Consider the following 13,377-nt stretch of genomic DNA (forward strand, 5'->3'; position numbering starts at 1 on the left):
AAATCAGAACTTATGCCGGATCGCCGCGCGCACCACGACCTGCTTCGAGGTCGATGAAGGAGACTGCGTACCAACGTTAAAGGCATCGTCCAGAATCGAATAGGTCGAGTCGCCGGTCACCTGCTGATACTCGCCCTGGATGTAGACGTCGGTGCGTTTGGACAGGTTGTAATCCGCCATCAGGCCGAACGAGTGGATCTTCGGCTTCACGCCGCCGGTCGAGGCGTCGTAGGTCTCCATCGTGTACACGTATTGCGCGCCGACGAACAGCATCGGCGAGATCTGATACTTGCCGTTCACCTCGAAGTTCTGATACTTCAGCGAGTTCAGCAATACGCCCGGCGGCACGAGCGGCGTCACGCCAAGATAGCCGTTGCCGGTCGGGTCCAGATAGTTCGAGTTGGTATAGACGAAGCCGGCCGTCGCCGGACCGAACGTATAGGTGATGCCGCCGCCGAACACGCGCATGCGGGCGGCGATGAAGCTGGCGTCGTTCGCCGTGATCGCGCCGTTCGCGCCATTGCCGGGGTTGTTGGCCTGCAGATAGGCCGCGGCCACCAGCAGGCCGCCGTAGGCATACTGGCCGCCGAAACTGTACGCGCGATTGTTGGCGAAATTGGTGTCGTTACTGAAGCTGTAGACGCCGCCGAACTGGAAGCCGGACAGCGACGGACTCGTGTACTTGACCGAGTTGTCGAGCCTGAACGAGTTGTCCGTATTGTCGTTGTCGTACGGGTGCGAGAAGAGCGAGCCGGCCCAGTTACCGTTCGCCGTGGTCTGCGCCAGATAGTCGACCACCGAATCGTACTGGCGGCCGAACGTCAACGTGCCGAACTGGGTCGCACTTAAGCCGACAAAAGCCTGGCGGCCGAACATGCGGCCGCCCTGATTGAGCCGCCCGGAACTCACGTCGAAACCGTTTTCCAACTGGAAGATCGCCTTCAGGCCGCCGCCCAGTTCCTCGGCGCCCTTCAGCCCCCAGCGGCTGCCTTGCGCATAGCCGCTCGCCAGCTCATAGACATGGCCGCGGCCGACATTGTTGGTGTAGTTGATGCCTTCGTCGAGCACGCCATACAGCGTGACGCTCGTCTGCGCCAGGGCGGGCGCGGCAAAAGCGGCGGACACAGCGGCAGAGACAGCTAGCGCGAACACTTGCTTGTTCATGACGATCTCCCTGCACTCGAGCAATGGGACAACTCGATCCGGCCGCTTTGTTCTTTGCGCCTCACAAGGTGCTGCACCGACCTTGACGCGCTTTACGGAAATCCTCACACGCCGTTAGCCGTCCGTCCATTGGGTGTCGTGTCGATCTCTCAAAACGTTGCGAAATCTCCACTTGGTGCGGTGGACCCTTTTGTCGCGGCGCTCATTCAGGTAAACGGCGCAACGCCACGCGGACTTGATACCGGCGGCGCATCACGCGCGCTGACTTGCCCTGTCTCAAGCCGATTTGTCACGAAAGGAAATATAATCGCGAGCTTCTTGCGGCGGCGCAGCGGAACTCCGCGCCGCCATGTGGGTCACTTTTACTGCCTCCTGCAACCGTGCCACGTTCGGCCGGTTGGAAAGCGGCGACGCGGGTCGCGTATCCGCCGCAGCATCCCAATCCAATTTCTAAAAGCCTTGTGAGACGCCTGCCGCGCTGAACCAGCGCGCCGTCGCACGGGGTTTGCTTTTGGCGAACACAATGCAAAAGTCGCAATCCCGCCTGATCGAACTCGATTTTTTTCGGGGGCTGGTCCTTCTGATCATCGTCGTCGACCACATCGGCGGCAGCATTCTGTCGCGCGTCACGCTGCACGCCTACGCGCTGTGCGATGCCGCCGAGGTCTTCGTGTTCCTCGGCGGCTTCGCGACCGCCACGGCCTACGCCGCGCTGGCCGAACGGCGCAACGAGACGATCGCGCGCAGCCGCTTCCTGCGGCGTTCGCTGGAAATCTATCGTGCGTTCCTCGTCACCGCCGCGCTGATGCTGCTGGTCAGCGCCGTTCTCACCGCGTTCAGCATCGACGGGCCGAATCTCGCCACCACCGATCTCGACGATCTGATGGACACCCCGCTCGCGGCTCTCGGCGACATCCTGCTGTTCCGCCGCCAGCCGTATCTGGCCTCGGTGCTGCCCATGTACGCGTTCTTCGCCCTGCTGGTGCCGATGATCCTGCCGCTCGCGCGCAGCAAGCCGTGGCTGCTGCTGGCCGGCAGCGTCGCGCTATGGGCCGGCGCGCCGGCAATCAACGCCTACCTGCCCGCCGCGCCGGACATGCATTGGGATTTCAATCCGTTCGCGTGGCAATTGCTGTTCGTGCTCGGCGTGCTGGCCCGTTGCCAGCCGGTCTATCAGCGCGTGAGCGCGCACCGTCTGAGCTGGCTCGTCAGCCTGCTGGCGTTTGCCGTAGTCGCGGCCGCCGCTTACTACAAGCTCTTTATCGAGCACGAGCCGCTCGATGCCAGCCTCAAGCAAAACCTCTCGTACCTGCGCGCGGTCAATTTCCTCGCCATCGCGTGGCTCGTCGCGAATCTGATTCAGCTCGGCTGGGCAAAGAAGCTCGCCCAATGGGTGCCGTGGGTCGGCGTAATCGGCCGCAAGGGCTTGCTGTGCTTTATCGCCGGCGCGGTGATCTCGCTCGTGGTCGATTCCGTGCTGTACGCGGCGACGGACGGCTACCTGAACTATCCGCTCGGACTGCTCGCGGATGCGATCGCGATCGGTGCGCTGTTCGCGGTGGCGTTGGGCGCGGAGCCGCTCAAGCGTCTGGCCGGCCGGCTGTATGCCGGGCGGCTGCGGACATCGCCCTGAGCGGCGTGCGAACGCAGAGGCGTGCGCTACCGTCTGGCGGCCGTGGTCCATTTCCGGGCCGCTCGGCCACTTGCCACGCTACGCGTCCGCTGAACTCGCCAGTGCTCAAAATCCACCGCCGATCCTGATAGCATGACGGCCGCACGCGACCCGCGTGGCCGCCTCCTACTCTGACATGCGTCTAATCCTACGTTCCGCCTTCGTTGCGCTCTGCGCAGCCTCGAGCAGCGCGCCGGTGCTCCCCAGCACCGTGATCGGCCGCAGCTTCCATTCCGACGCCCTCGGCCGCGACTGGGCCTACACGATCTATCTGCCGACCGGCTATCGCCATGACGCCGGCCGCCTGCCCGTGCTGTATCTCCTGCACGGCAACAACGGCGACGCCAACGACTGGATCACGCAAGGCCACCTGCAGAGCGCGGCCGACGCGCTGATCGAGCACAAGGACATGCCGCCCGTCGTGATCGTGATGCCGCAAGGCGGCACGGACTGGTACGTCGATCGCAAGGAGAAGATGGAGACCGCGTTCTTCGACGATCTGCTGCCCGAGATCGAAACGCGCTACGCGGTCTCGACGCAACGCAGCGGACGGATGATCGGCGGCGTCTCGATGGGCGGCTTCGGCGCGCTGCGCTATGCGATGACGCAACCGGAGCGCTTTTGCGGCGCGCTGCTGCTGAGCCCCGCGATCTATCCGAACGAGCCGCCGCGTGCGTCGGCTGCGCGCCGCGTCGGCGTGTTCGGCGAGCGCGAGTTCGACGCGCGGGTCTGGCACGAGCTCAACTATCCGGCGCAGTGGGATCGCTACATGAGCCGGCCGTACCGTCTGCCGATGTTCATCGCCGCCGGCGACGACGACCTCGCGATCCAGGCCGATGCATCATCGCTCTATACGCACCTGCGGCTGGCGGGCAATCCGGCGGCGCTGCGCATTATCGACGGCGGCCACACGTGGGACGTCTGGAGCGCGCTGCTGCCCGCTGCCCTCAAATACACGCTCGGTTGCGTGAAGCCGCAATCGCAACCGCAGCAGCCGCCGCTGGAACATCCTTCGTATCAGCGGCCCTGAACGGTGCAGCAGTACTGGTCGAAATGGGATGGGCCTAAAAAAAACCATGCAACTATTGCACGAGATCGGTCCACAACACCATCAGCACGGTCATCAGCGCGGGACCGATGAAGATGCCGAGCAGGCCGAACGTTTCCGCTCCGCCGAGAATGCCGAACAGCACGAGCAGGAACGGCAAACGCGTCGAGTTGCCGATCAGCACCGGCCGCACGAAGTGCTCGGCGATGAACACTACGACCGAGCCGAACACGGCAAGCCCGATGCCCCCCGCCACCGAGCCTTGCGCGACCAGCCACAAGGCCGCGAGACCGAAAGTAATCGGCGCGCAGAACGGCAGCATCGCGGCGATCGCGGTGACGAGCGCGAGCAGCGCGACATGCGGCAAGCCCGTTACGAAATAGGCGACGCCCAGCAACGCCCCCTCGCCGAGCCCGACCACGACCAGTCCCGACACCGTGCCACGCACCGCCGTGGCCATACGGAGCAGAAGCTGCGCGCCGTCGTCGCCGAAGCCGCGCCGCATGCCTTTGAGCAGCGAGCCCGACAAGCGCGGCCCCGCCTGAAAGATCACGAACAGCGTGATCAACATGAAGCCGAACACCGCCACGGCATGCACCGCGCGCGCGCCGAAGTGGCGGCCGAGCGTCATCACCGTGGTGCTGTGCAGTCCCTTCATGGCGGCCGATTCGCGCAGCGGCGGAGCGAGGTTGGCCTGCCACCACGTGGAAGCCTGCTGCACGCCGAACGGCAGATGCTGGATGAAATCCGGCAACGGAATGCCGTTCTCCTGCGCGTCCTTGAACCACTCGTTCATGTCATGCGCTTCGCGTAGCGCCTGGGCGATGCCGATGCCCACCGGCAGCACGACCAGCAAAGCGATCGCCAGCGTCAACACTGCCGCGATCAGCGTCGTGCGTCCGGTGAACCAGCGGTTGCCTTCGACCCTGCGCAACAGCGGCCAGAGGGCGATCGCAATCACGGCGGCCCATGCCACCACCGCGATGAAATCGCGCGCGACCCACAACGCCAGCAGCACCAGTCCGATGTACAACACGAGCGAGGCCGCTTTCTGCTTCTTCAGGCGGTCCGACGCGTCAGGCGGTTCAGGAGGTGCGACAGGCGGGCGTGAATTCATGTGAGCTCTTATGATTTTGTGAAGGCGCCCCCTCCAGGGACTTCCTTCGGTGTGTGTGCGAGACGACCTGAAAAATGCAAAACCGCTACACTGGCATAGCACGGTCGCTCATCAATAACCACATCTTAAAGGAAGCACCGGCGCCCTTTGCGGGTGGCACGCTTGTCTCACTGCGTACAACACTGCGTTGCAAAAATCCGCCCTATCGTAAATTCAACTTAACAATGGCCCGCGAAGGCCCGTCTTTTCGGGATAGCGCGAATGTCAAGTTTCATTGTTGCTATTTGAAGAACAGTGTTTCAACCGCGGGACAATGGCTATCCGGCGCGCGCGGGACTACATTCGGCACACCACACAATACGGAGCCGACGACGATGACCTTAGAGTCCATCCCCCTTGACGGTACCAATGGCGTACGCATCGAGATTCTCGAGCGCTCGGACACGACGCTGGTGATTCGGTGGGTCGAACCGGGTAAATGTCATTACGGCGAGCAGCGGTGGCGGCGCAGGTCGGCACATACGTCGGGAACCTGTGCGGTATCGCGCCGCAAGATTCGCCGCGGCGACGCGGTGTTCAAACCGGCCGAGCGGCCGGCGCCTTTGAACGCTTCCGCCATGATTTGCGCTGAACTGCTGGAGTGCGTCGAGGCCTGAGCTCCAGTCTCCCAGCCGGCGTCGCGCGTGCGGTCTGCCCAACGTGCCTGACGCGCCCGATCTGCCCGGCGGATCAACCCACATAGCGGCACGCGCATCGCGCGACCCGCTCCGCGCCGTGGGCAAAACACCCTCTGATTGCGGCCCTTCGCCACGTGCGTTAAGGTGGACGTCGTTGCGTCAAGTCACCCTGCCGGCTCCACGCACGGCGCTATAGTGACCCGCACTTCCACCCACCGCGCCGCGCCCCTTGCGGCGCCGATTGAGGGCATACCATGGCCGAAGACACGCCGGAAACCCGCGCGCCAATAGCGCCCCCCGCGCCTCCCGCTCCACTCGTCGCACCGCAACAATTCTCCCTCGACGTCCTGCTCGAGAAGTACGCGAAAGGCGACGAGCAATCGGCCGACGACGTGTTCAAGCGCGTCGCGCGCGGCGTCGCCGAGGCCGAACCGCAAGCGCTGCGCGAGTCGGTTGAAGCGCTCTTCGTCGATAACCTGCGGCACGGCGCGCTCGGCGCCGGCCGTATCATGAGCGCGGCGGGCACCGGCATTGCGGCCACGCTGATCAATTGCTTCGTGCAACCCGTGGGCGACGCAATTCAAGGCGTCGACGAACAAGGCCTGCCCGGCATTTACGTCGCCTTGCTGCAGGCAGCCGAAACCATGCGCCGCGGCGGCGGGGTGGGCTACAACTTCTCCGCGATCCGTCCCAAGGGCGCGCGCGTTCACACCACCAGTTCGTCGGCGTCGGGTCCGTGCAGTTATATGGACGTGTTCGACGCGTCGTGCCGCACCGTCGAGAGTGCCGGTTCGCGGCGCGGCGCGCAGATGGCCGTGCTCGACTGCAATCACCCCGATTTGCTGGAGTTCATCGAGGCCAAGCATTCGAAGGGCCGCTGGAACAACTTCAACGTCTCGGTCGGCGTGACCGATGAATTCATGCGCGCGGTCGAGGAAGATCAGCCCTGGCAACTCGTGCATCGCGCCGAGCCCTCACCGGCGCAGCGCGCGGCCGACGACGTCCGGCAGCGCGAAGACGGGCTATGGGTCTACAGCGAACGTCCCGCGCGAGCGATCTGGGATCGCATCATGCGCTCTACTTACGACGTCGCGGAACCCGGCATCGTGTTCATCTCGCGCATGAACGAAGACAACAATCTGCGCGCGGTCGAAACCATCCGCGCCACCAATCCGTGCGGCGAACAACCGCTGCCCGCGTATGGCTGCTGCAATCTCGGCCCGCTGAATCTCACGCGCTTCGTGATCGACCCGTTCGCGCAGATGAAAGGCCGCAAGCCTTCGTTCGACTGGGACGGCCTCGCCAAACGCACGCGCACGCAGGTGCGCTTTCTCGACAACGTGCTCGACGTCACGCTGTGGCCGCTGCAGCAGCAATACGACGAGTCGCGCGCCAAGCGGCGCATCGGCGTGGGCTTTACCGGCCTCGCCGATACGCTTGTCATGCTCGGCTTGCGCTACAACTCGCAGGAAGGCCGCGACTTCGCCGTGCGCATTGCGCAACTGATGCGCGACGAAGCGTATCGCGCATCCGTGGAACTGGCGCGCGAGCGCGGCGCGTTTCCGCTTTTCGACGCCGCGCGTTATCTGGAAGCCGGCACGTTCGCCTCGCGTCTGCCCGAGGACATCAAACAGGCGATCCGCAGCGACGGCATTCGCAACAGCCATCTGCTCTCCATCGCGCCGACCGGCACGGTGAGCCTTGCCTTCGCGGACAACGCGTCGAACGGGATCGAGCCGGCCTTCTCGTGGACCTACACGCGCATGAAGGTGATGGCCGACGGCGGCCGCGAATCCTTCGATGTCGAAGACTACGCGTATCGGCTTTATCGCGAGCTAGGCGGCGACACGAGCAAACTACCGGACTATTTCGTCAGCGCGCTGGAAATGTCGGCGCGCGATCACCTCGACATGATGGCGGCCGTGCAACCGTACGTGGACACGTCGATCTCGAAGACGGTGAACGTGCCCGCCGACTATCCGTTCGAAGCGTTCGAAAGCCTCTATTTCGATGCGTGGAAAAACGGCCTCAAGGGTCTCGCCACCTATCGGCCCAACGAAACGCTCGGCGCGGTGCTCAGCGTGAGTCCGCCGCAAGCCGACGACACGCTGGCCGAGAGCGATCTCGATCCGCTGCGTATCGCGATCGATCACCGGCCCAAAGGCGAACTGCCCGCGATCATCGAGAAGGTCGAATATCTGACGCAGGCGGGTAAAAAATCGCTCTACGTGGCGGTGTCGTTCATCGAGGTCACGGGACGGCTGGGCGGTGAAGACGTCACCATCGAGCGGCCTATCGAGTTCTTCATTCCGACCGGTCAGCGCGACGAATCGCAGCAATGGATCACGGCAACGATGCGTTCGCTGTCGCTGGCGGCGCGCGGCGGTTTTGTCGCGCGCAACTTGCAGGACATGCGCAAGGTTTCGTGGGATCGCGGCCAGGTCCGGCTCGGCGAGGTGCAGCGTCTCGACGGGCATCGCACGCCGCGCTGGCACGATTCGGAAGTGGCCGCCCTCGCCTTTGCGATCCAGCAGATTCTGCATCGGCGCGGCTTTCTCGATGCCGAAGGCAATCAGGTGCCTTCGCGCATGTTGGCACGTTTGCCGCGCGGACAGATGCGGGCCGAGACGGCATTGCCGGCGGATTTCGGCATCCGGCCGCATCCTGTTGAAACCGACGCCGACGCTCTCGCGTTGACGCAGCCCGGCGGAGCGCAAGGGCTCCATACGATGCTCGGGCGTAAGTGCGGGTCGTGCGGGGCGAATGCGGTGATTCGCAAGGACGGGTGTGACTTTTGCACGGCGTGCGGTGAGGTAGGGGCGTGCGGGTAGATTGTTCTGCCTGAAAAACGTCGCGGCCGCTATTCCTGGCGGCCGTTTTTTTTGCGCCACCGGAGATCGCCGAGCGCGCCGCACGCGCGGTCATCAACCGACTCGCGTCCCGCTCGCTGCCGATTGAGTTGATCGCATGCGGCCCGCGATCCAGCGTCCTAACCAACCCTCGCGTAATAAAGATTCTGCGGATGCTTCGCCTCAGCAAAGAAAAACCACCTTTCCGCCACCAACCCCGCGTATTGCACGAGACACGCCGCAGCCAGCAAGTCGAGTGAAACGCCGATCGAATGCAGGCCCGTCCCCAGCGCCATCAACAAAACCGGTGCAACAAACGCCGTCGCTAGAAAACCCCACTTGACACCGCGCAGCGTCCCCGCCGATTTGCCGTGAAAGAACTCGCGCAGATTGAACGCACCGGCGGTAAAGCCGCGCGACACCTGCACCAGCTTCGGGTTGTGAATGCCGGTAGCGCTCTGCACGGTCGACTTCGGCCGCAAGCGCGCATTGCGCATGAGCGATGCCGAGCGGCTCGCGCAGCCGGCGAGCGTCAGCACGCATGCGCAGACAGCGAGTCCAACGGTCCACTCAGGCGCGAACCACGCGCTCAAGGCCGTCGCCAGCGTGAAGCCTGACGCGCAACCGAGCAGCGCGAAGTTGACCAGCGTGAGCGGCGTGGCCCACTCCTGCAGAAAACGCAGACACGCGTAGATCATCGCCGTGCAGACGAACAGCACGGCGCTCGCCAGCACGCCGAGCCAGCCGATCGCGAGCGACCACGGCGAGCCGAACCAATGCGCGACGCCGTAGAAAAACGCGCAGGCGAGAAACGCCGGCAGGCACAGACACTCGCGCGACAACCACGAGGTCCGCCACATGGCGATCGCGCGCCATGCGCGTTCGGGATGGCCGAGATGAAAGAACGACGCGATCAGTCCGAGCCCGCCCAACACCACCGACACGCCCGCGCCGGTGATATAGAACGCACCGGCGGGCGACGCGAGCAGGCCCAGATGCGCGGCAGTTTCCACGCCGACGAGCGCGATCAGCAGACCCTGTGCCGCGCCGCTCAAGGTGGTCAGAAAAACCACGGAGAATGCGGGATTCATCGTGAGGTCCTATCGGTTCATTAGATGCGCGTCGCCATCGACGCAAGGTGCAATTCACCGCGCTCGAATTGCGCATCGAGCGATTCCGGCGACTCGCTTGGCTCCTGCAGCGAGCCGGACGATTTGCACGAGCAGGAACCACTGCCGCAACCCGCGGCCTCGGTCGGCACGCGCGGCAAATAGTGATTCGCGGGCCGCGTATTCCACTCGGGCATCAACTGATAGCCGCCGCGCTCCTCGATGGCCTTCGACACCACCGACTCCGGATCATGAATATCGCCGAACAGCCGCGCCGAAGTCGGGCACGCGAGCACACAGGCCGGCTGTCGATCGCGCTCGGACAGATTTTCATCGTGGATCCGATCGACGCACAGCGTGCACTTGGTCATCTCCTTGCGGCTTTCGTCAAGCTCGCGCGCGCCGTACGGACACGCCCACGCGCAATACTTGCAGCCGATACAGCGGTCGAAGTCCACCAGCACGAGCCCGTCTTCCTTGCGCTTATAGCTCGCACCGGTCGGACAGACCGGCACGCACGGCGGGTCCTCGCAGTGCAAACACGACTTCGGAAAATGGATCGTCTCGGCGTTGGGAAAACTCCCGGCTTCGAAGCTCTGCACCCGGTTGAAGAAGGTGCCGGACGGATTAGCGTCGTACGGATTCAGGTCGGCGAGACTGCCCGATTCGCCCGACGTGTTCCACTCCTTGCAGCTCGTCACGCAAGCATGGCACCCCACGCACACGTTCAGGTCGATCACCAATGCCATCTGTGTCATCAAAGGCTCCTTGCGGCTGTCTCGATGCTATTTGCGCCCCGTCGCGCCGCGCAGCCGCGCAGCGAACTCCCCACGTCCCGCGAAATACGTCTGCACGATCCGCGAGATCACGCCGTTCTCACCCGGCACCGCGGACATCGCCGCAAATTGCGGCAGCGTGTGCCGCGCGTCCGCTTCAGCCGGATAGATGCGCACGCGCACGTCGTACCACGCGGCCTGGCCCGTCACCGGATCGGAGTTCGACAGGCGTCGCGCCACGTCGTCGTCGCGGCCGGGCAACTCGTCGGTGATGAGGTGGTTGAGCAGGAAACCGCGTTGCGATTCATTCGCGCCCGGCCCGAGGTTCCATGCGCCCGATGCCTTGCCGATCGCGTTCCACGTCCAGACCGTGCCCGGCTCGACGGTCTCGCTGAAGCGCGCCATGCAACGCACGCGGCCCCATTGCGATTCCGCGTAGATCCAGGCGCCGTCCGCGATACCGTTTTCGGCGGCCATCAACGGATTCATGTACAGATAGTTCTCGCCGTGGATCTGCCGCAGCCACGCGTTCTGCGAGTCCCACGAGTGGTACATCGCCATCGGCCGCTGGGTCACCGCGGCGAGCGGGAACTGGTCGAGGTCCGTGGCCGCGCTTTCGAGCGGCGCATACCAGAACGGCAGCGGATCGAAGTACTTTTCGACGCGCGCGCGCAAGTGATCCGGCGGCTGCCTGCCGCTCGTGCGGCCCTGCGCGGCGAGCCTGAACTTCTGCATCACGTCGGAATAAAGCTGGATCAGAATCGGCTCGCCGAACTTGCGGAAACCCTGCTTGACCGCCCACTCGAGATACGGCCCATTGCAGTTGCGCATGTATTGCAGCGTCTCGGGCAGCCGGTAATGGAACACGCAATTGTTCTTCGCGTACTGCTCCCACTGCTTCGGATTCGGCTCGCCGACCAGCGCCTTGTCGCCGTCCTTGCCACGCCAGCCGATCAGAAAGCCCACGCCGGAATCCGGCGAAGTCGTGAAATTGACGACGAAGTCGGGATAGTCGCGATAACGCCGCGCGCCCTCGGCGGTCGTGAAGGCGGGAAACTTCAAACGCGACGCGAGCTCGATCAGCACTTCCTGGAACGGCTTGCATTCGCCGGTAGGCGGCACGACCGGCACGCGCACCGAATCCACCGGGCCGTCGAATTCGGAAATCGGCCGGTCGAGCATCGACATCGCGTCGTGCCGTTCCAGATACGTCGTGTCGGGCAGGATCAGATCGGCGAACGCCGTCATCTCCGACTGGAACGCGTCGCACACCACCAGAAACGGAATCTTGTACTCGCCGTTGGCGTGCTTGTCGGCCAGCATCTCGCGCACTTTCATCGTATTCATCGACGAATTCCACGCCATGTTGGCCATGAAAATCATCAGCGTGTCGATCGGATACGGATCGCCGCGCCACGCGTTGGTAATCACGCTGTGCATCACGCCATGCACGGCGAGCGGATATTCCCATGAGAAGGCCTTGTCGATGCGCACCGGGCCGCCCTGATCGTCGATGAACAGGTCCTCGGGCGCGGCGGGCCAGCCGAGCGGACCGGTGGCGAGCGGCGTGTTCGGCTTGACGGCGTCGGGGCTGTTAGGCGGTTTCGCCGACGGCGGCACGGCGCGCGGAAACGGCGACTTGTGACGAAAGCCGCCGGGCGTGTCGATCGTGCCGAGCAGCGACATCAGCACGGCCAGCGCGCGGATCGACTGGAAGCCGTTGGAGTGCGCCGCGAGGCCGCGCATCGCGTGAAAGGCGACCGGGTTGCCGGTGACCGTTTCATGCGTCTCGCCCCATGCGTCGGTCCAGCGGATCGGCAGGGTGATACGGTGCGCGCGGCTCGTCTGGATCATTTCACCGGCGAGGCGGCGAATCGTGTCGGCCGCAATGCCGGTGATGCCGGCGGCCCACTCGGGCGTGCAATCGGCCACGCGTTCGCGCAGCAAGGCGAACGACGGCGTGACCGGCGTGCCGTCGTCGAGCGTATAGCGGCCGTCGAGCGCGGGATCGACGCCAGGCGTGTGATGCGGCACGGCGCGCGCCGCGTCCGCATCCCACCAGAGGTGATTCTGCGGAAACAGCGGGTTGCCGACCGGCCGCTCGGGATCGCGCACGAACAGGCCGAAGTTTTCGCTGGCTCCGTCGAGATCGACGAGTTCCGCCGCGTTGGTATAGCGGCGCACGAACTCGTGATCCCACGCGTCGGCGGCAATCAGTTCGTGCAGAAATGCCATGAACAGCGCGCCGTCGGTGCCGGGCTTGATCGGCACCCACTCGTCGGCAATCGCAGCGTAGCCCGTGCGGATCGGATTGATCGCAATGAACCGGCCGCCCGCGCGCTTGAACTTCGAAATGGCGATCTTGAGCGGATTCGAATGATGATCTTCCGCGGTGCCGATCATGAAGAACAGTTTGGCGCTGTCGAGGTCCGGGCCGCCGAATTCCCAGAACGAGCCGCCGATCGTATAGATCATGCCCGCCGCCATGTTGGCCGAGCAGAACCCGCCGTGCGCCGCGTAATTAGGCGTACCGAACTGTTTGGCGAAGAGCCCGGTCAGCGCCTGCATCTGGTCGCGGCCGGTGAAGAGCGCAAATTTTTTCGGGTCGGTGGCGCGAATGTGGCCGAGGCGCTTTTCGAGCACGTCGAACGCGTGTTCCCACGACACCGGCTCGAACTGCGCGCTGCCCCGCTCCGCGCCCGGCTTGCGCATCAACGGTTGCGTGAGGCGCGCGGGCGAGTACTGCTTCATGATGCCCGAGGCGCCCTTCGCGCAGATCACGCCCTGGTTGAGCGGGTGCTCCGGATTGCCGTCGATGTAGCGCACCTCGCCTTCGCGCAGATGCACACGAATGCCGCAACGACAGGCGCACATGTAGCAGGTGGTCGTTTTGATGTCGAGCCGTTCATCCTGCGTGCGGGCGTGGTGTTCCATGCGGGATCTCCGTCGCTGCTCCGGCTATGTC

9 protein-coding genes are annotated in these 13,377 nt (G+C 64.3%); 4 read left to right on the forward strand and 5 right to left on the reverse strand.

The window, feature by feature from the left end; translation table 11 throughout:
* Positions 1 to 3 precede the first annotated feature (3 nt).
* Complete coding sequence (locus PQR32_RS27735; protein ID WP_408234424.1) at positions 4 to 1,164, reverse strand: porin; 1,161 nt, start codon at positions 1,162 to 1,164, stop codon at positions 4 to 6.
* A gap of 523 nt (positions 1,165 to 1,687) precedes the next feature.
* Between PQR32_RS27735 and PQR32_RS27740 the strand changes: the two genes are divergently transcribed.
* A complete protein-coding gene (locus PQR32_RS27740) occupies positions 1,688 to 2,797 on the forward strand; it encodes an OpgC domain-containing protein (protein WP_408234427.1) in 1,110 nt (369 codons plus the stop codon).
* A gap of 175 nt (positions 2,798 to 2,972) precedes the next feature.
* Positions 2,973 to 3,866, forward strand: a complete 894-nt coding sequence (locus PQR32_RS27745) for an alpha/beta hydrolase (protein WP_408234647.1) — start codon at positions 2,973 to 2,975, stop codon at positions 3,864 to 3,866.
* Between the two features lie 52 nt (positions 3,867 to 3,918).
* On the opposite strand, the gene PQR32_RS27750 is transcribed toward PQR32_RS27745, so the two are convergent.
* Complete coding sequence (locus tag PQR32_RS27750) at positions 3,919 to 5,001, reverse strand: AI-2E family transporter (protein WP_408234429.1); 1,083 nt, start codon at positions 4,999 to 5,001, stop codon at positions 3,919 to 3,921.
* A 374-nt stretch (positions 5,002 to 5,375) separates the two neighbouring features.
* Between PQR32_RS27750 and PQR32_RS27755 the strand changes: the two genes are divergently transcribed.
* Positions 5,376 to 5,657, forward strand: a complete 282-nt coding sequence (locus tag PQR32_RS27755; protein ID WP_106311561.1) for a DUF3331 domain-containing protein — start codon at positions 5,376 to 5,378, stop codon at positions 5,655 to 5,657.
* A 275-nt stretch (positions 5,658 to 5,932) separates the two neighbouring features.
* Positions 5,933 to 8,509: an adenosylcobalamin-dependent ribonucleoside-diphosphate reductase gene (locus PQR32_RS27760; protein ID WP_408234432.1), complete on the forward strand. Its 2,577-nt coding sequence runs from the start codon at positions 5,933 to 5,935 to the stop codon at positions 8,507 to 8,509.
* A gap of 158 nt (positions 8,510 to 8,667) precedes the next feature.
* Here the strand turns inward: PQR32_RS27760 and PQR32_RS27765 are convergent, their stop codons facing one another.
* Genes PQR32_RS27765 through PQR32_RS27775 form a run of 3 tightly spaced genes read right to left on the reverse strand, consistent with a single transcriptional unit; the run spans position 8,668 to position 13,346 of the window.
* A complete protein-coding gene (locus PQR32_RS27765; RefSeq protein WP_408234435.1) occupies positions 8,668 to 9,618 on the reverse strand; it encodes a dimethyl sulfoxide reductase anchor subunit family protein in 951 nt (316 codons plus the stop codon).
* Between the two features lie 20 nt (positions 9,619 to 9,638).
* On the reverse strand, positions 9,639 to 10,394 hold the full coding sequence (locus PQR32_RS27770) for a 4Fe-4S dicluster domain-containing protein (RefSeq protein ID WP_408234438.1): 756 nt from the start codon (positions 10,392 to 10,394) through the stop codon (positions 9,639 to 9,641).
* A 27-nt stretch (positions 10,395 to 10,421) separates the two neighbouring features.
* Complete coding sequence (locus tag PQR32_RS27775) at positions 10,422 to 13,346, reverse strand: molybdopterin-dependent oxidoreductase (protein WP_408234441.1); 2,925 nt, start codon at positions 13,344 to 13,346, stop codon at positions 10,422 to 10,424.
* Positions 13,347 to 13,377: the final 31 nt, after the last annotated feature.

Origin of the sequence: Paraburkholderia dipogonis (assembly GCF_046027395.1) — a bacterium.
In the GTDB taxonomy this organism is placed as follows: Bacteria; Pseudomonadota; Gammaproteobacteria; order Burkholderiales; family Burkholderiaceae; genus Paraburkholderia; species Paraburkholderia dipogonis_A.

Bases quoted from the DNA above. Each gene is read 5' to 3' on its own strand.
- PQR32_RS27765 (WP_408234435.1), bottom strand. From the start codon at position 9,618: ATGAATCCCGCATTCTCCGTGGTTTTTCTGACCACCTTGAGCGGCGCG.
- PQR32_RS27770 (WP_408234438.1), bottom strand. From the start codon at position 10,394: ATGACACAGATGGCATTGGTGATCGACCTGAACGTGTGCGTGGGGTGC.
- PQR32_RS27735 (WP_408234424.1), bottom strand. From the start codon at position 1,164: ATGAACAAGCAAGTGTTCGCGCTAGCTGTCTCTGCCGCTGTGTCCGCC.
- PQR32_RS27760 (WP_408234432.1), top strand. From the start codon at position 5,933: ATGGCCGAAGACACGCCGGAAACCCGCGCGCCAATAGCGCCCCCCGCG.
- PQR32_RS27745 (WP_408234647.1), top strand. From the start codon at position 2,973: ATGCGTCTAATCCTACGTTCCGCCTTCGTTGCGCTCTGCGCAGCCTCG.
- PQR32_RS27750 (WP_408234429.1), bottom strand. From the start codon at position 5,001: ATGAATTCACGCCCGCCTGTCGCACCTCCTGAACCGCCTGACGCGTCG.
- PQR32_RS27740 (WP_408234427.1), top strand. From the start codon at position 1,688: ATGCAAAAGTCGCAATCCCGCCTGATCGAACTCGATTTTTTTCGGGGG.
- PQR32_RS27755 (WP_106311561.1), top strand. From the start codon at position 5,376: ATGACCTTAGAGTCCATCCCCCTTGACGGTACCAATGGCGTACGCATC.
- PQR32_RS27775 (WP_408234441.1), bottom strand. From the start codon at position 13,346: ATGGAACACCACGCCCGCACGCAGGATGAACGGCTCGACATCAAAACG.